The organism is Pseudomonas sp. BW16M2 (assembly GCF_014268865.1).
GTDB classification, from domain to species: domain Bacteria; phylum Pseudomonadota; class Gammaproteobacteria; order Pseudomonadales; family Pseudomonadaceae; genus Aquipseudomonas; species Aquipseudomonas peradeniyensis.
The window spans coordinates 447,011-462,500 of sequence record NZ_JABWRI010000001.1; the positions used below are offsets into that span (position 1 = coordinate 447,011).

Consider the following 15,490-nt stretch of genomic DNA (forward strand, 5'->3'; position numbering starts at 1 on the left):
CGATTGCAATCGCGGGGCAAGCCCGCTCCCACGAGATGCAAGGCCCTAAAGCACATACACAAAGATGAACAACCCCACCCACACCACATCCACGAAGTGCCAGTACCAGCTCGCCGCCTCGAAACCGAAGTGCTTGTCCGGCTCGAAGTGCCCGCGCATCACCCGGCAGAACATCACGAACAGGATCAGTGTCCCCAGCGTCACGTGGGCGCCGTGAAAGCCGGTGAGCATGAAGAACGTCGCGCCATAGATCCCCGAGCCCAGGGTCAACCCCAGCTTGTTGTAGGCCTCGTGGTACTCGTAGGCCTGCAGCGCGAGAAACCCCAGTCCCAGCAAGATGGTCAACCCCAACCACAGTTTCAGCGGACCGCGATGGCCCTTGCGCAGGGCATGGTGGGCGATGGTCACGGTCACGCTGGAGCTCACCAGCAGGATGGTGTTGATCAGCGGCAGGTGCCACGGGTCGATGACTTCCTTCGGTGGCGGGAACAGTTTCGGGTCCGGCGTGTGCAGCAGCGGCCAGACGAACTCGAAGTTGGGCCACAGCATGTGCGCCACGCCCTTGGCTCCATCGCCCCCCAGCCATGGCCCGGCCAGCACCCGCACGTAGAACAGCGCGCCGAAGAAGGCCAGGAAGAACATCACCTCGGAGAAGATGAACCAGCTCATGCCCCAGCGGAACGAGCGGTCCATCTGCGCGCTGTACAGCCCGGCATGGCTCTCCTTGATCACCGCGCCGAACCAGCCGAACAGCATGTACGCCAGGAACAGCCCGCCGACGAAGAAGATCAGTGGCCCGTGGGATTCCGGGTGGCCGGCCTTGAGGTCGTTGAACCAGGTGCCCAGGCCGAACACGGTGATGAACATGCCGATCGTGGCGATGATCGGCCACTTGCTCTGCGCCGGGACGTAGTAGTGCTCGTGGCTTGCCATGCTTGATCTCCTTCCCTCAACGGGCGGCCTCGGTCGCGGCATGGGCGACCGGCGGGTGGCGAGCGGTGATGTCGAACAGGGTGTAGGCCAGGGTCAGGTGCTTCACCGACTCCGGCAGGTCGCGGTCGACGATGAAGCGCACCGGCATTTCGATGCGCTCGCCCGGCTGCAGCACCTGCTGGGTGAAGCAGAAGCACTCGGTCTTGTGGAAGTACGCCGCGGCCTCGGCCGGGGTGATGCTGGGGATGGCCTGGGCACTCATGGGCTGGTTGGTCGGGTTGCGGGCGATGAAGATCATCTGGTTCACCGCGCCTGGGTTGACCTCGATCTGGTCGGCGGTGGAATGAAATTCCCAGCTCATGTCACCGGCGTTGGTGGACATGAACTGCACCCGCACCGAACGCGACGGGTCGCTCACCTGGGTGCCCGCGTATTGCCCGCCGGTCTTGCCGTTGATGCCGAAGGCCTTGCACATCACGTCGTAGATCGGCACCAGGGCGAAACCGAAGGCGAACATCACCACGGTCAGCATCAGCAGGCGGCTGACCAGGCGTTTGAGCGACAGGCCGTCCATGGGCGGGCTCCTACTTCACTTCCGGCGGGGTCTGGAAGGTGTGGTAGGGCGCCGGCGACGGGACCGACCACTCCAGGCCCTCGGCGCCGTCCCAGGGCTTGGCCGCTGCCGGCGCGCCGCCGCGGATGCACTTGATGACGATGAACAGGAAGAAGATCTGCGTGGCGCCGAACATGAAGGCACCGACCGACGAGACCATGTTGAAGTCGGCGAACTGCAGGTTGTAGTCCGGGATGCGTCGCGGCATGCCGGCCAGGCCGACGAAGTGCATGGGGAAGAAAGCCAGGTTCATGCCGACGAACGACAGCCAGAAGTGCAGCTTGCCGAGGGTTTCGTCGTACATGTGGCCGGTCCACTTCGGCAGCCAGTAGTAGGCCGAGGCAAAGATGCCGAAAATCGCCCCGGGCACCAGCACGTAGTGGAAGTGGGCGACCACGAAGTAGGTGTCGTGGTACTGGAAGTCCGCCGGCGCAATAGCCAGCATCAAACCGGAGAAACCACCGATGGTGAACAGGATGACGAAGGCGATGGCGAACAGCATCGGTGTCTCGAAGGTCAGCGAGCCTTCCCACATGGTGCTGACCCAGTTGAACACCTTCACCCCGGTGGGCACGGCGATCAGCATGGTCGCGTACATGAAGAACAGCTCGCCCACCACCGGGATGCCGACCACGAACATGTGGTGTGCCCAGACGATGAACGACAGGAAGGCAATCGCCCCGGTGGCGTAGACCATCGAGGTGTAGCCGAACAGCGGCTTGCGCGAGAACGCCGGGATGATCGAGCTGACCGCGCCGAAGGCCGGCAGGATCATGATGTACACCTCGGGGTGACCGAAGAACCAGAACACGTGCTGGAACAAGACCGGATCGCCACCGCCGGCGGCGCTGAAGAAGCTGGTGCCGAAATGGATGTCCATCAGCATCATGGTCACCACGCCGGCCAGCACCGGCATCACCGCGATCAGCAGGAACGCGGTGATCAGCCAGGTCCAGACGAACAGCGGCATCTTCATCAGGGTCATGCCCGGGGCGCGCAGGTTGAGGATGGTGGCGATCACGTTGATCGCGCCCATGATCGAGCTGATGCCCATCAGGTGGATGGCGAAGATGAAGAAGGTCACGCTGGCCGGGGCGTAGGTGGTCGACAGCGGGGCGTAGAAGGTCCAGCCGAAATTCGGCCCGCCGCCGGGGCTGAACAGGGTCGAGACCAGCAGCAGGAACGCCGCCGGCAACAGCCAGAAGCTGAAGTTGTTCATCCGCGGCAGGGCCATGTCCGGCGCGCCGATCATCAGCGGGATCATCCAGTTGGCCAGGCCGACGAAGGCCGGCATCACCGCGCCGAACACCATGATCAGCCCGTGCATGGTGGTCATCTGGTTGAAGAACGCCGGCTCCACGATCTGCAGCCCGGGCTGGAACAGCTCGGCGCGGATCACCATGGCGAACGAGCCGCCGAGCAGGAACATGCTGAAGGCGAACCACAGGTACATCGTGCCGATGTCCTTGTGGTTGGTGGTCAGCACCCAGCGCATCAGGCCCTTGGCCGGGCCGTGGGCGTGTTCATGACCGTGGGCGTGGTCGTCGATCACTGCACTCATGTCCTGTCTCCTGCAACCCTAAGGCACCGGTTCATTTGCTTTCCGCCTGCTTGAGCGCCAGCACGTCCTTCGGCGTGACCATGTCGCCCTTGTTGTTGCCCCAGGCATTGCGCTCGTAGGTGACCACGGCGGCGATATCGACTTCCGAGAGTTGCTTGCCGAACGCCGCCATGGCGGTGCCGGGCTTGCCGTGGAAGACGATGCCCAGGTGGGCTTCCTTGGGCCCGGTGGCGATCTTCGAGCCCTTGAGCGCCGGGAACATCGGCGGCAGGCCCTGGCCTTCGGCCTGGTGACAGGCCACGCAGGTGGTGTGGTAGACCTTGTCGCCGCGGGCGACCAGCTCTTCGAGGGTCCAGTCCTTGCTGGTCAGTTCCTTGAGCTTGGCCGCCTCGGCCTTGCGCTCGCCAAGCCAGGTGTCGTAGTCGGCCTTGGACTTCACCTCGACCACCACCGGCATGAAGCCGTGGTCCTTGCCGCACAGCTCGGTGCACTGGCCACGGTAGATGCCCGGCTTCTCGACCCGGGTCCAGGCCTCGTTGACGAAGCCGGGGATGGCGTCGCGCTTGACCGCGAAAGCCGGCACCCACCAGGAATGGATGACGTCGGCGGCGGTCACCAGGAAGCGCACCTTGGCGCCCACCGGCAGCACCAGCGGCTGGTCGACCTCGAGCAGGTAGTGCTCATCCTTCGGCGATTTGTTGTGGATCTGCTCGGCGGGAGTGGCCAGGTTGCTGAAGAACTCGACGTCCTGGCCCAGGTACTTGTAGTGCCACTTCCACTGGTAGCCGGTGACCTGGATGTCGATATCCGAGTCGCTGGCGTCGTAGATGTCGATCAGGGTCTTGGTGGCCGGGATGGCCATGACTACCAGGATCAGGAAGGGAACCACGGTCCAGAGAATCTCGACCCAGGTGTGCTCGTGAAAGTGCGCGGCCTGCTGCCCGGTCGAGCGGCGGTGGATGACCATCGACCAGAACATCGCGCCGAACACCACGATGCCGATGATCACGCAGATCCAGAAGATGGTCATGTGCAGGTCGAACACTGCGTGGGAGACTTCCGTCGCCCCGGGCGCCATGTTCACCGTCCATGCTGCCTGTGCCTGACCGAAAACCGACCACAGCAACAGGCCCATCCAGACATGTGGATGTCGCATCATTGCGGGTTCCCCTTATCGTTCTTGTAGTCCCGGAGGCGTGGACGACCTGCTACGACAAAGGGGGGAACGGTGGCCAAGACTGCCTGGCTTCGACGACCGAGCCCCCTGCTTAAGGCAGTCGGGCCTCATCAACGAATCACGTTTCACCCGGAGTATAGACACCGACCAATGGTGCGCAACGCAGGGTTTGAAATGATCTTCACGTAACCAAACGTTTGCGCTGAAAGCCGCATGAATACTGGGCCGGGGCACAATAATGGCACTTTGATATAGCCAATTTCCTACACGTATCTCAGCGATATAACAAATGCGTCTTAGCGATTCTCGTAAGCAAGCTAACTTAGTGTCTTCCGTTTGTAACGCCATGTCCCTGGAGTTGTCATGAACATCGCTGCTGTACGCGAGCAGATCGAAAACGCCCATCAACATGAGAGCCGCACAGGCCAACTGAAAGCCCGCCTCGAACTGCAACTGCCACACCTGCATCCGTCGATCCAACTGCCTGAGCAGGATGCCCAGGGTACCTTGGCGCGCTTTGTCGGCGCCTACATCAACGAGGTTCCGGAACTGCTCGAGGCCGCGCACAACGTGGCGCTCGAAGCAGGCATCGAGACGCAGATCAAGCCGGTACTGAAGATTGCCGAGGCCTACTTCCTGCAGCCACCGAGCGTGATGGCGGGGCAGGTCGGGCTGGACTGCCTGCTGGACGAGGCCTACCTGGCGCATCGCCTGGTCGAGGAGGTCAACGACCTGTATATCCGCCATTTCCAGCAACCGCTGATTCCGGTGGATACCACGGTCGCCAACCTGATCGCCCATCAGCTGATCGGCGAGACGTTTGCCAACCAGCTGGATGAGGTGGTGCATCATTCGGTGGATGAGATGCTCGATGACGAGAGTTTCGCCGCCGAGTCGGTGGAAGCCTACCGCGACAAGCTGTCGAGCCCGGCAACTGGTGCTGCGTGGAAACGCTGGCCGTGCCTTTCGCGCCAACTTGGTGTGGAGTTGGGGCAGTCAGCCTGAATTGACCTGATCCGACCCTATCGCGGGGCAAGCCCGCTCCCACGAGCTCGATCATCGTGGGAGCGGGCTTGCCCCGCGATAGGTCGCTATAGACTTACGCTAAGCCCCAACCCCCGCCGTAGTCCGCAACCGTCCCTCGACCCGCCGCTTCAAACGCCGCTGCTCCAGCACCAGCCGCGAGCCCTTGGCCGCGCCACTGCGCCCCCAGTCCTCCAGCAGTTCCAGGCAGGAATGGTCGATATAGCTCAGGTTGCCCAGCGGCACATGCAATGTCGTTCCCTCCGGCACGGTATCCAGCACCTGGGTCAGCGCCGGCACCTTGAGGAAGGTCGCCGCGCCGCTCAGGCGCAGTTCCATGTGCCCCGGCGTACCCGACGTCACCAGGTTGATCTTCAACCGCGCCGCCTTCAGCGCCAGCTTCAGCAGGGTCAGGGCAAAGCCCAGCAGCACGCCGGTCAACAGGTCGGTGAAGATGATCGCCAATGCAGTCGCCGCATAGGTGAACATCGGCATCCGCCCATAACGGCCCAGCCCACGGAACGCCTTGAAGTCCACCAACTTGACCCCGGTATAGACCAACACCCCGGCCAGGCTGGCCACAGGTATCTGCTGCAACACGCTGCTCAGCGCCACCACGAAGGCCAGCAGCCAGAGCCCATGGAAGATCGCCGAGGCCCGTGTCTGCGCGCCGGCCTGGACGTTGGCCGAGCTGCGCACGATCACCCCGGTCATCGGCAGCGCACCGAGCACCCCGCAGAGCATGTTGCCGATGCCCTGCGCCGACAGCTCACGGTCGAAGTCCGAACGCTGGCCGCTGTGCATGCGGTCGACGGCGGCGGCGGACAGCAAGGTCTCGGCGCTGGCGATGAAGGCCAGGGCGAAGGCCGCCACCAGCAGGGTCGGGTCGGCCAACTTGAGCAGGTCATCCGGACGCAGCCAGTCGATGGCTTCGGACAGATCGGCCGGCACCTGAACGCGGTTGACCGGCAGCGCCAGCCACAGGCTGACAGCGGTCATCGCCGCCACCCCGAGCAGGGCGCCGGGAATAAAGCGCAGGCGCTGCGGGCGCAGGCGCTCCCAGCCCCACATGATGGCGATCGTGCCCAGCCCAAGCGCGCCGGCCTGCCAGCCGTTGCCCGCGCTTTCCAGCGGCAGGGCCGAAGCCAGCGTCGCCGGGAAGCCCAGCAGGTTGTCCACGCCCGAGGGCTGTGGCGCCGTATCGAACATCACATGCACCTGGGACAACACGATCAGCACGCCGATCCCGGCGAGCATGCCGTACACCACCGCCGGCGCCGTGACCCGGAACCAACAGCCCAGCCGCAGGCGCCCGGCCAGCAGTTGCAGCAGACCGGCCAGCAACAGGATCGGCCCGAGCATGGCCATGCCATGCTGGCGCACCAGTTCGAACACCAGCACCGCCAGCCCCGCCGCCGGGCCGCTGACCTGCAAAGGCGAGCCGGCGAGAAAGCCCACCACGATACCGCCGATGATCCCGGTGATCAGTCCTTTGGCCGGTGGCATGCCCGAGGCGATGGCAATGCCCATGCACAACGGCAGGGCGACCAGGAAAACCACCACCGAAGCCAGCAACTCGCGCGGCAGGGCCGCCTTTATCTGTGTCATGTTCACCATGTAGCTCCTTTGTCGATTCACGGCCATTCCGCTGGCCGCTAGCACGGGGAACCCTGAATGACGCGCAGGCGCAGGCCGCCAGCGGGTCTGCCGGCAAGGCATTCAGGGAGATTCAAGGCAGGCGAAGGCCGCGCCGCACCCATCGGGTGCAGCCGGCAATCAAGGCTTTTTCAGCGTGTTCGGGTCGCTTAGTAGCGGCCTCTCGGTGTGGCAGAGGGGATCGGCTGACCTGCGGTCAGCGGCAGGAAGCGATCGCTGGCGGCGTCGTAGGCTTCGATCTGGCTGGTCTCGATGTCATACAGCCAGCCATGGATGTGCAACTGGCCCGCAGCCAGGCGCGAGGCCACCGATGGGTGGGTGCGCAGGTGGTGCAGCTGGGCGATGACGTTTTCCTTGGTCACCAACTGCATGCTTTCGTGCGGGGTGTCGCAGGAGCAATTGTCTTCGACCACGGTACGCGCCACCTCGGCGTGGCGCAGCCAGGCCGCGACAGTCGGCATCTTGTCCAACGAGTGCGGGTTGAGCACCGCGCGCATGGCGCCGCAGTCGGAGTGGCCGCAAACGATGATGTGATGCACGCCCAGGGCCAGCACCGCGTATTCGATGGCGCTCGACACACCGCCGTTCATCTGGCCATACGGCGGCACGACGTTGCCGACGTTACGGGTGACGAACAGGTCGCCCGGCGAGCTCTGGGTGATCAGTTCAGGCACGATGCGCGAGTCGGCGCAGGTGATGAACATGGCGCGCGGCTTCTGCGCGGTGGCCAGTTTCTTGAACAGCTCTTGCTGCTCGGGGAAGACTTCGGTGTGGAACCGCAGGAAGCCGTCGACGATATGCTTGAGGGCGGCATCGGCGCTTTCGGCGGGTGCGGCCGGGACAACCTTGGATGGGTCCTTGACGGGCATGATTCATCCTCTTGACGGTTTGAAAGTGAATTCCATGTTACCGGGGAAAGATTGGGGTGACGCGGGGATTTAGATGACGCGCACGGGTAAATAATCACAGTCACTGCTGACTCATGACTCACGCTAGCGTAGGAAACTTAACTGAAACTTAATTGCGCAGGCTCTAGAACGGGCGTTCTAGATGGGCGAGGGGAGTGCTGGATAATAGCAAAAAAGCATCAGATGCCAAGCTTCATGAGTGAAATTGTTGGGTTGTCTTAGTTGTACTTATAGCTCCTGATCCGAGAAATTACGCTGCTAGAACAACGCCATCTGTGCGCCCGGGACGCAGAAGGCGGTGCAATCGAGCTGCAGTTCCTCACGCCCCTCGAACCCCAGCCGCCTGGCCGCCTTGCGAAAGCGCTGGGCCAACAGCTCGGCGAACACTCCCTCGCCGCGCATCCGGGCGCCGAAACGGCTGTCATACAACTCGCCCCCCCGGCTCTGGCGGATCAGGCTCAGCACATGCGCGGCCCGCTGCGGGTAATGATCGTGCAGCCACTGCTCGAACAACGGCGCCACCTCCAGCGGCAGGCGCAGCATCATGTACGCCGCGCTCTGCGCGCCGGCCTCCTTCGCCGCCTCCAGCAGGTGCTCCAGCTCGCTGTCGTTGATCATCGGGATCATCGGCGAACACAGCACGCCCACCGGAACGCCGGCCTCGCGCAGTACGCGGATCGCCCGCAAACGCGCCTTGGGGGCGGCCGCGCGGGGTTCGAGGGTGCGCTTGAGCTCATCGTCGAGGGTGGTGAGGCTGATCATCACCCGCACCAGGCGTCGACTGGCCAGTTCGCTGATCAGATCAAGGTCGCGCAGTATCAGCGAGCCCTTGGTGACGATAGTCACCGGGTGGCGGTAGCGCAGCAGCACTTCGAGCAGGCGTCGGGTGAGCTGGTGCTCACGCTCGATGGGCTGGTAGGGGTCGGTGTTGGAACCCAGGTTGATTGGCGCACAGACGTAACCGGGCTTGCTCAATTGCTGTTCAAGTACCTCGGCGGCATTGGTCTTGGCGATCAGCCTGGTTTCGAAATCGAGGCCGGGAGAGAGGTCCCAGTAGGCGTGGCTGGCGCGGGCATAGCAATAGATGCAGCCGTGCTCGCAACCGCGGTAGGGGTTGATGGAACGGTCGAAGGGCAGGTCGGGGGAGGTGTTGCGGGCGATGATGGTCTTGGCCGTCTCGATCCGCACCTCGGTGCCCTGGGTGAGTGGGACTTCCTGGTACCAGCCATCGTCCTCGGCTACTGAAACGCTCGGGGCGAAGCGGTTGTGGGGATTGTCGGCGGTGCCGCGGCCACGAATGGGGACTGGTTTCATGATGAGAACCCGGATTACTGTATTTATATACAGTAATCCTGGTTCAGCTGGATAGCTACAACCGATTATCGCGGGGCAAGCCCGCTCCCACGCATGCCGCGTGATCCACCTTCAATCCTGCGGCTTCTTCAGCTTCGGATTGGGGAAGAACTGCACGGTCTGCACCTTGGCCGGCGCCGCCTTGGGCGCCAGGTGGTTGACCCGTGTGCCCAGCTCCGAGGGTACCGACAGGCCCTGTTCGTTCAGGGTGTCGGTGAACCCACAGGCCACGCACTCGCGGTGCGGCACGCCGTCCTCGTTCCACATCATCAGCTTGTCCATCTCACTGCACGCCGGGCATACCGCCCCGGCGATGAAACGTCGCTTGCTCTTGCTCACGGCTACCTCGCTCATGCCGCCGCGTCCTCGGTGAGGCCACTGTGGCGCAGCAATGCATCGATGGAAGGCTCACGGCCTCGGAAGTCGACGAACAGCACTATCGGTTCGCGGGAACCGCCACGGGCCAGGATGGCTTCGCGGAAGGCACGGCCGGTCTCGGCGTTCAACACACCTTCTTCCTCGAAGCGCGAGAAGGCGTCGGCCGACAGCACTTCGGCCCACTTGTAACTGTAGTAACCCGCCGCGTAACCGCCGGCGAAGATGTGCGCGAAGCTGTTGGGGAAGCGGTTGTACGCCGGCGGGCGCATCACCGAGACCTCGTCGCGCACGCCTTCGAGCACCTGCAGCACGCTGCGGCCGTCGCCGTGGGTGGCGTGCAGCTCGAAGTCGAACAGCGAGAACTCCAGCTGGCGCACCATCATCATGCCGGACTGGAAGTTCTTCGCGGCCAGCATCTTGTCCAGCAAGTCCTGGGGCAGGGGCTCGCCGGTTTCGTAATGGCCGGAGATCAACGCCAGGCCTTCCGGCTCCCAGCACCAGTTTTCCATGAACTGGCTGGGCAGTTCCACCGCGTCCCAAGCCACGCCGTTGATGCCGGACACGCCGGCATGCTCGATGCGGGTCAGCAGGTGGTGCAGGCCATGGCCGAACTCGTGGAACAAGGTGGTGACTTCGTCGTGGGTCAGCAGCGCAGGCTTGCCGGGCGTGGCCGGGGTGAAGTTGCACACCAGGTTGGCCACCGGGCTCTGCAGCGAGCCCGCGGCGGTGCGGCGGTGATCGCGGGCACCGTCCATCCAGGCGCCGCCTCGCTTGTTGGCACGGGCATAGAGGTCGAAGAAGAAACGGCCGACGTGCTGGCCGTTTTCCTTGATCTCGAACAGGCGCACGTCCGGGTGCCAGCTGTCGAAGCCCTTGAGCTCGGCGATCTCGATGCCGTACAGGCGCTGGACGATGGCGAACAGGCCGGACAGCACCTTGTCGATCGGGAAGTAGGCACGCAGGGCTTCCTGCGACACGCTGTAGCGCTGTTCGCGCAGCTTCTCGCCGAAGTAGCCGGCGTCCCAGCTGGCCAGCTCAGGGGTGCCCTGCTCGGCGGCGTAGGCCTTGAGCTGCTCCAGGTCCTGGGCGGCGAACGGCTTGGATCGCTTGGCCAGGTCACGCAGGAAGCTCAGCACCTGGTCGCTGGACTCAGCCATCTTGGTGGCCAGGCTCAGCTCGGCGAAGTTCGGGTAGCCCAGCAGCTTGGCCAGCTCCTGGCGCAGGTCGAGGATTTCTTCCATCACCGGGCCGTTGTCGAACTGGCCGGCGTTCGGGCCCTGGTCGGAGGCGCGGGTGCAGTAGGCGGCGTACAGCTCTTCGCGCAGGGCGCGGTCGTCGGCGTAGGTCATCACCGCGTAGTAGCTGGGGAATTCCAGGGTGATCAGCCAGCCGTCGAGGCCCTTGGCCTGGGCGGCGGCGGCCATCTGCGCCTTGGCCGAATCGGTCAGGCCGGCGAGGGCGGCCTCGTCGGTGACGTGCTTGGTCCAGGCCTGGGTGGCGTCGAGCAACTGGTTGGAGAAGCGGCTGCCCAACTCGCTGAGCTTGCTCTGCACTTCGGCGTAGCGCTGCTGCTTGTCGGCCGGCAGGTCGATGCCCGACAGGCGGAAGTCGCGCAGGGCGTGGTCGATGATGGTCTTCTGCGCCACGTCGAAGCCGGCGGCCTCGGGGCTGGCGGCCAGGGCTTCATAGGCTTCGAACAGGGCACGGTTCTGGCCCAGTTCGGTGGAATAGGCGCTCAGGGCCGGCAGGCACGACTCGTAGGCCTCGCGCAGTTCCTGGCTGTTGCACACCGCATTGAGGTGGCTGACCGGGCTCCAGGCGGCGCCCAGGCGGTCGTTGAGTTCGTCCATGGCCAGCACCAGGCCGGCCCAGGTTGGGTTCTTGCCCTGCTTTTCGAGGATCTCGGCGATGGCCTTGCGGTTGTCGGCGAGGATCTGCTCGATCGCCGGCAGCACATGCTCGGCGCGGATTGCCGAGAAGGGCGGCAGATCATGGGACTGCAGCAGCGGGTTGTTCGCACTCACGGTTCGGGTACCTTGGCAGGAGAAACACGGGACCATCTTAATTACAATCGACGCCGACCGCAGCAGGCAGCCTGCCTATCGGCATTGCAGAGGAACACTATCATGGCCCTCCGGACCTTCCAGCAACACACGCCGAAAGTGGGAGCACGGGCCTTCGTCGACCGCTCGGCGGTGGTCATCGGCGACGTCGAGATCGGCGAGGACAGCTCGATCTGGCCGCTGACCGTGGTACGCGGCGACATGCACCGCATCCGTATCGGCGCGCGCACCAGCGTGCAGGACGGCAGCGTGCTGCACATCACCCACGCCGGGCCGTTCAACCCTGACGGTTTTCCGCTGATCATCGGTGACGAGGTGACCATCGGTCACAAAGTCATGCTGCATGGCTGTACCCTGGGCAACCGCATCCTGGTCGGCATGGGCAGCACCCTCATGGACGGCGCCATCGTCGAGGACGAGGTGATCATCGGCGCCGGCAGCCTGGTGCCGCCGGGCAAGCGCCTGGTCAGCGGCTACCTGTACATGGGCAGCCCAGTGAAGCAGGTGCGCCTGCTGAGCGAACAGGAACACGCGTTCTTCCCCTACAGCGCCGGCAACTACGTGAAGCTCAAGGACCAGCACCTGGCCGAAGGCTACGACCAACCGGAATGACCCCATCGCGGGTAAACCCGCTCCCACAGAGCCTGTGCGCAGCCTGTGGGAGCGGGTTTACCCGCGAAGCAGTCGACCCAGAATTTGAGCGGAACCCACTACATGCACCAGCAGAACATCCTTTTCGACCTCGACGGCACCCTGACCGACCCGCGCTCAGGGATCACCCGCTCGATCCAGTACGCCCTGGCCAAGCTGGGCATCGACGAGCCGGACCTGACCCGCCTCGAGCACTTCATCGGCCCACCCCTGTTGCAGGCCTTCATGCAGTTCTATGGCTTCGACGAGGCCAAGGCCTGGGACGCGGTGAACTTCTACCGCGAGCGCTTCAAGGTCACCGGGCTTTACGAGAACCTGGTGTTCGACGGCGTGCCGCAGTTGCTGCAGGCGCTCAACGGCCAGGGCCGCACCCTGTATATCGCCACTTCCAAGCCATGGGTGTATGCCCGCGAGATCGCCCGGCATTTCGAGTTCGACCAGCACTTCAAGGTGATCTACGGCAGCGAGCTGGACGGCACCCGCACCAACAAGGTCGAGCTGATTCGCCACCTGCTGGACGAAGAAGGGCTGGACCCGGCGCAGACACTGATGATCGGCGACCGCAAGCATGACCTGATCGGTGCACGCAGCAATGGGTTACAGGCGCTAGCGGTGGGATATGGGTTCGGTAGCCGGGAGGAACTCGAGGGCGAGGCGCCTGCGTTCCATTTCGAGACGCTGGCTGAGTTGCACCAGGCCTTTACGCGCTGACCTCATTCGCGGGGCAAGCCCGCTCCCACGCCATGATCAGATGCCAGCGTGGGAGCGGGCTTGCCCCGCGATGGCATCAGACGCTCCAACTGTGCCTTGCGCCTATCAATGGGCATCTGACCCAATTCTTCGACTCGCTGGTAAAACCGCAGCCAATCCCCACCAACATCCTTGAACAACTGCGAAAACGCCGGAACCCACTGGTCATAAAGCCCAAAAGGCAGCAGCTTGGCATTGTTCAACGGCGCAAAGATCCAGGCATCGAACCGCCGATCCCCGCCCCAGTCCCGATCCCGTACCTCGCGGTATTCCCGGCGCAACCGCTCGAACTCGGCCTGCTTGGCCACCCGCTTGCCCACCTCATCCAGCGGCCCGGTATAAATCACCTGCAACCGCTCGCGACTGGCCAGTACCAAGCGGGTGAACTGCTCGCGTTGCCTGGCGCCAGCCTCCTCGATGGCTGCCAACCCACGCGCGGCACGCCATTGCCGCGTGCCCTCCTGTTCGACGAACGAGGCGAACGACTCGTTGAACTCGGTATCGTCCTGCACGTAGAAGCGCTGATGGGCCAGCTCATGAAAGATCACCGTGGCCAGACGCTCATCGCCCCAGCCGGCCATGGTCGACAGGATCGGGTCGTCGAACCAGCCCAGGGTGGAGTAAGCCTCCACACCTCCCACATAGACATCCAGGCCTTCCTGGCGCATCAATGCCGCCGCGCCGCGGGCCGCGCCCTGCCGGTAATACCCTCGATAGGCCACGCAGCCGGCGATGGGGAAGCAATGGGTCACCGGTTGCAACGACAATTCAGGGGTGGCAAACACATTCCACACCACATACGGTCGACCCAGGTCGGCGTAGACCCGGTAACTGCCGTTGTCCGGCAACTTCAACTGCGTGCTGGCGAACACCCGGGCCTTTTCGGCGAACAACAGGCGCTGGCGCAACACCGGGCTGGTGGCCGGATCCTCGATCACCCGGTCCACCGGCTGGCGCGCCCGCAACAGCTGCCACTGGCCTTCAGCCAACTGGCCGTAATAGCCCACGCTGGAGCAACCGCTCAGCAGGACGCCCAGCGCCACGGGAACCAACCGGGTGAAAACGCGGTCGAGAACCCGACGGCTGCAGCGCATGAAAAGAAAAAGTCCAAACATCGAGGCTGTCTATCTCGCTCGTCGGCCGAATGCGACCAAGACTATCTCGCCAAGGGGAAGCTTCGCCATGCGTACTCTGCTGTTTGCCGCCGGCACGCTCGTGCTGTTGTCCGGTTGTGCCTCCTTCCTGCCCCGCGCCGACCCAAACCAGGCCTGGATCGACCTGGCCCCCGGAGACAACGACTCGCTGCACGCCCTGCAGGTCGATGAGCGCGACTGGGCCGACACCCGCTATTTCCAGGTGCAGCCCGGCAATCACGAGCTGACCGTGCGCTACCAGTTCGCCGTGACGCCCAGCAATATCGGCCCGGTGGACGAGCCGCTATGGCGCGACTGCCAGCTCAATCTCAGCTACAAGAACTTCACCGCCGGGCAGCGCTACCAGATGCAGGCGGGCAGCATCGGTTTCCGCCCCTGGATCAAGCTCTACGACCAGCAGCAGAAATTGATCGGCCAGGGCGAGCCGGCAGGCTGCCAGCGCACCTGAACCCCGCGAACGGCGCTATGCTTGTAACCTGTGAACCGCGAGCGGGAGTTTCACCATGCGCCAGCCCATGATGCTGATGGCCCTCAGTGCACTGGGGGCGTGCGCCAGCCCCTTGCCGCCCGTAGACCCAGGCAAGGCCTGGGTCGATCTCTACACCATCACCCCCGGCAGAACCATCATGGCCGACCGTCTGGACGGCCAGCGCCTGGACGACGGCCGCTACTTCCAGGTGACGCCCGGCAAGCATGAGCTGGTGGTGCGCTTCGACTACGAGATCTATTCCGGCGGTTTCAGCACCGACCCTACCGAGCGAACCTGCTACCTCACCGTACGCTACAACGACTTCAAGGCCGGCCAGCGTTATCGCCTGGAGGCGCGGGCCCCGGCGATGCAGCCGCAGGTGCTGCTGTACGATGCCGACCGCAAGGTGGTGGTCAACGAGCCGAGCAACGTGACCTGCATTCCTTGAGCGCACCATGGGGCCGCCTGGCGGCCCCCGGTTTCGAGACTTACCTGTCGTTCTTCTGGTAGATGATCTTCTTCGTGCCGCCCTCGCAGCTACCGACGACCATGTTCTGGTCCCGGACTTCGCTGTTAGGCACGATTTCCAGCGTGTAGGAGGTCACCCCGCGCGCCTGGATCTTCGCTTCGATCTCGGCCTTCAGTTCCTCGCACGGCTTGGGCGCGGCCAGTGCGGCGGTGGCCAGCAGGGAAACCAGCACACCCATTGCTACGCGGATCATGGAACGGCTCCTGAAACAGGGCAGACTCGCTGCCAACGCTGTTTAGACTACAGGAAACCGCCGCCGTTGCGCCGCCCTG

Annotated in this window: 16 protein-coding genes; 5 read left to right on the forward strand and 11 right to left on the reverse strand. The window is 64.0% G+C overall.

Features of this window, described 5'->3' with window-relative positions:
- Positions 1-45: 45 nt before the first annotated feature.
- The 4 genes from HU735_RS02000 to coxB are packed head-to-tail and all read right to left on the reverse strand — an operon-like array spanning position 46 to position 4,266.
- Positions 46-933, reverse strand: a complete 888-nt coding sequence (locus tag HU735_RS02000) for a cytochrome c oxidase subunit 3 (RefSeq protein ID WP_050703184.1) — start codon at positions 931-933, stop codon at positions 46-48.
- A 16-nt stretch (positions 934-949) separates the two neighbouring features.
- Positions 950-1,507 carry a cytochrome c oxidase assembly protein gene (locus tag HU735_RS02005; protein ID WP_050703183.1) on the reverse strand — a complete coding sequence of 186 codons (558 nt, stop codon included), beginning with the start codon at positions 1,505-1,507 and terminating at the stop codon, positions 950-952.
- Between the two features lie 10 nt (positions 1,508-1,517).
- Positions 1,518-3,107: a cytochrome c oxidase subunit I gene (gene ctaD, locus HU735_RS02010; RefSeq protein ID WP_050703182.1), complete on the reverse strand. Its 1,590-nt coding sequence runs from the start codon at positions 3,105-3,107 to the stop codon at positions 1,518-1,520.
- Positions 3,108-3,138: 31 nt separating this feature from the next.
- Complete coding sequence (gene coxB / locus HU735_RS02015) at positions 3,139-4,266, reverse strand: cytochrome c oxidase subunit II (RefSeq protein ID WP_186712208.1); 1,128 nt, start codon at positions 4,264-4,266, stop codon at positions 3,139-3,141.
- A 381-nt stretch (positions 4,267-4,647) separates the two neighbouring features.
- On the opposite strand from coxB, the gene HU735_RS02020 reads away from it, so the two are divergent.
- Complete coding sequence (locus HU735_RS02020; RefSeq protein ID WP_186712209.1) at positions 4,648-5,289, forward strand: hypothetical protein; 642 nt, start codon at positions 4,648-4,650, stop codon at positions 5,287-5,289.
- A gap of 99 nt (positions 5,290-5,388) precedes the next feature.
- On the opposite strand, the gene HU735_RS02025 is transcribed toward HU735_RS02020, so the two are convergent.
- The 5 genes from HU735_RS02025 to prlC form a co-directional block, all read right to left on the reverse strand.
- Positions 5,389-6,921 carry a SulP family inorganic anion transporter gene (locus HU735_RS02025; RefSeq protein WP_186712210.1) on the reverse strand — a complete coding sequence of 511 codons (1,533 nt, stop codon included), beginning with the start codon at positions 6,919-6,921 and terminating at the stop codon, positions 5,389-5,391.
- Positions 6,922-7,112: 191 nt separating this feature from the next.
- Positions 7,113-7,832 carry a carbonic anhydrase gene (locus HU735_RS02030; protein ID WP_050703179.1) on the reverse strand — a complete coding sequence of 240 codons (720 nt, stop codon included), beginning with the start codon at positions 7,830-7,832 and terminating at the stop codon, positions 7,113-7,115.
- A 297-nt stretch (positions 7,833-8,129) separates the two neighbouring features.
- A complete protein-coding gene (locus HU735_RS02035; protein WP_186712327.1) occupies positions 8,130-9,188 on the reverse strand; it encodes a PA0069 family radical SAM protein in 1,059 nt (352 codons plus the stop codon).
- A gap of 108 nt (positions 9,189-9,296) precedes the next feature.
- Positions 9,297-9,578, reverse strand: a complete 282-nt coding sequence (locus HU735_RS02040; RefSeq protein ID WP_050703177.1) for a YheV family putative zinc ribbon protein — start codon at positions 9,576-9,578, stop codon at positions 9,297-9,299.
- Positions 9,575-11,626: an oligopeptidase A gene (gene prlC / locus HU735_RS02045; protein ID WP_346655344.1), complete on the reverse strand. Its 2,052-nt coding sequence runs from the start codon at positions 11,624-11,626 to the stop codon at positions 9,575-9,577. The genes HU735_RS02040 and prlC overlap by 4 nt, the downstream gene beginning before the upstream one ends.
- 102 nt (positions 11,627-11,728) lie before the next feature.
- On the opposite strand from prlC, the gene HU735_RS02050 reads away from it, so the two are divergent.
- Together HU735_RS02050 and HU735_RS02055 are read left to right on the forward strand one after the other, a co-directional pair.
- Positions 11,729-12,277: a gamma carbonic anhydrase family protein gene (locus HU735_RS02050; RefSeq protein ID WP_186712212.1), complete on the forward strand. Its 549-nt coding sequence runs from the start codon at positions 11,729-11,731 to the stop codon at positions 12,275-12,277.
- A 102-nt stretch (positions 12,278-12,379) separates the two neighbouring features.
- Positions 12,380-13,027 carry an HAD family hydrolase gene (locus tag HU735_RS02055; protein ID WP_186712213.1) on the forward strand — a complete coding sequence of 216 codons (648 nt, stop codon included), beginning with the start codon at positions 12,380-12,382 and terminating at the stop codon, positions 13,025-13,027.
- Positions 13,028-13,029: 2 nt separating this feature from the next.
- Here HU735_RS02055 and HU735_RS02060 read toward each other — a convergent pair whose 3' ends face one another.
- Positions 13,030-14,160, reverse strand: coding sequence for an aminopeptidase (locus tag HU735_RS02060; protein ID WP_186712214.1), 1,131 nt, complete (start codon positions 14,158-14,160; stop codon positions 13,030-13,032).
- Positions 14,161-14,248: 88 nt separating this feature from the next.
- On the opposite strand from HU735_RS02060, the gene HU735_RS02065 reads away from it, so the two are divergent.
- Both HU735_RS02065 and HU735_RS02070 read left to right on the forward strand, forming a co-directional pair.
- On the forward strand, positions 14,249-14,668 hold the full coding sequence (locus tag HU735_RS02065) for a hypothetical protein (protein WP_186712215.1): 420 nt from the start codon (positions 14,249-14,251) through the stop codon (positions 14,666-14,668).
- 55 nt (positions 14,669-14,723) lie between these two features.
- Positions 14,724-15,137, forward strand: a complete 414-nt coding sequence (locus HU735_RS02070) for a hypothetical protein (protein ID WP_186712216.1) — start codon at positions 14,724-14,726, stop codon at positions 15,135-15,137.
- Between the two features lie 40 nt (positions 15,138-15,177).
- On the opposite strand, the gene HU735_RS02075 is transcribed toward HU735_RS02070, so the two are convergent.
- Positions 15,178-15,411, reverse strand: a complete 234-nt coding sequence (locus tag HU735_RS02075; protein ID WP_186712217.1) for a DUF1161 domain-containing protein — start codon at positions 15,409-15,411, stop codon at positions 15,178-15,180.
- Positions 15,412-15,490 lie beyond the last annotated feature (79 nt).

Coding starts and splice junctions, on each gene's coding strand:
- HU735_RS02000 (WP_050703184.1), bottom strand. CDS start 933: ATGGCAAGCCACGAGCACTACTACGTCCCGGCGCAGAGCAAGTGGCCG.
- HU735_RS02005 (WP_050703183.1), bottom strand. CDS start 1,507: ATGGACGGCCTGTCGCTCAAACGCCTGGTCAGCCGCCTGCTGATGCTG.
- ctaD (WP_050703182.1), bottom strand. CDS start 3,107: ATGAGTGCAGTGATCGACGACCACGCCCACGGTCATGAACACGCCCAC.
- coxB (WP_186712208.1), bottom strand. CDS start 4,266: ATGATGCGACATCCACATGTCTGGATGGGCCTGTTGCTGTGGTCGGTT.
- HU735_RS02020 (WP_186712209.1), top strand. CDS start 4,648: ATGAACATCGCTGCTGTACGCGAGCAGATCGAAAACGCCCATCAACAT.
- HU735_RS02030 (WP_050703179.1), bottom strand. CDS start 7,832: ATGCCCGTCAAGGACCCATCCAAGGTTGTCCCGGCCGCACCCGCCGAA.
- HU735_RS02040 (WP_050703177.1), bottom strand. CDS start 9,578: ATGAGCGAGGTAGCCGTGAGCAAGAGCAAGCGACGTTTCATCGCCGGG.
- HU735_RS02050 (WP_186712212.1), top strand. CDS start 11,729: ATGGCCCTCCGGACCTTCCAGCAACACACGCCGAAAGTGGGAGCACGG.
- HU735_RS02055 (WP_186712213.1), top strand. CDS start 12,380: ATGCACCAGCAGAACATCCTTTTCGACCTCGACGGCACCCTGACCGAC.
- HU735_RS02060 (WP_186712214.1), bottom strand. CDS start 14,160: ATGCGCTGCAGCCGTCGGGTTCTCGACCGCGTTTTCACCCGGTTGGTT.
- HU735_RS02065 (WP_186712215.1), top strand. CDS start 14,249: ATGCGTACTCTGCTGTTTGCCGCCGGCACGCTCGTGCTGTTGTCCGGT.
- HU735_RS02070 (WP_186712216.1), top strand. CDS start 14,724: ATGCGCCAGCCCATGATGCTGATGGCCCTCAGTGCACTGGGGGCGTGC.
- HU735_RS02075 (WP_186712217.1), bottom strand. CDS start 15,411: ATGATCCGCGTAGCAATGGGTGTGCTGGTTTCCCTGCTGGCCACCGCC.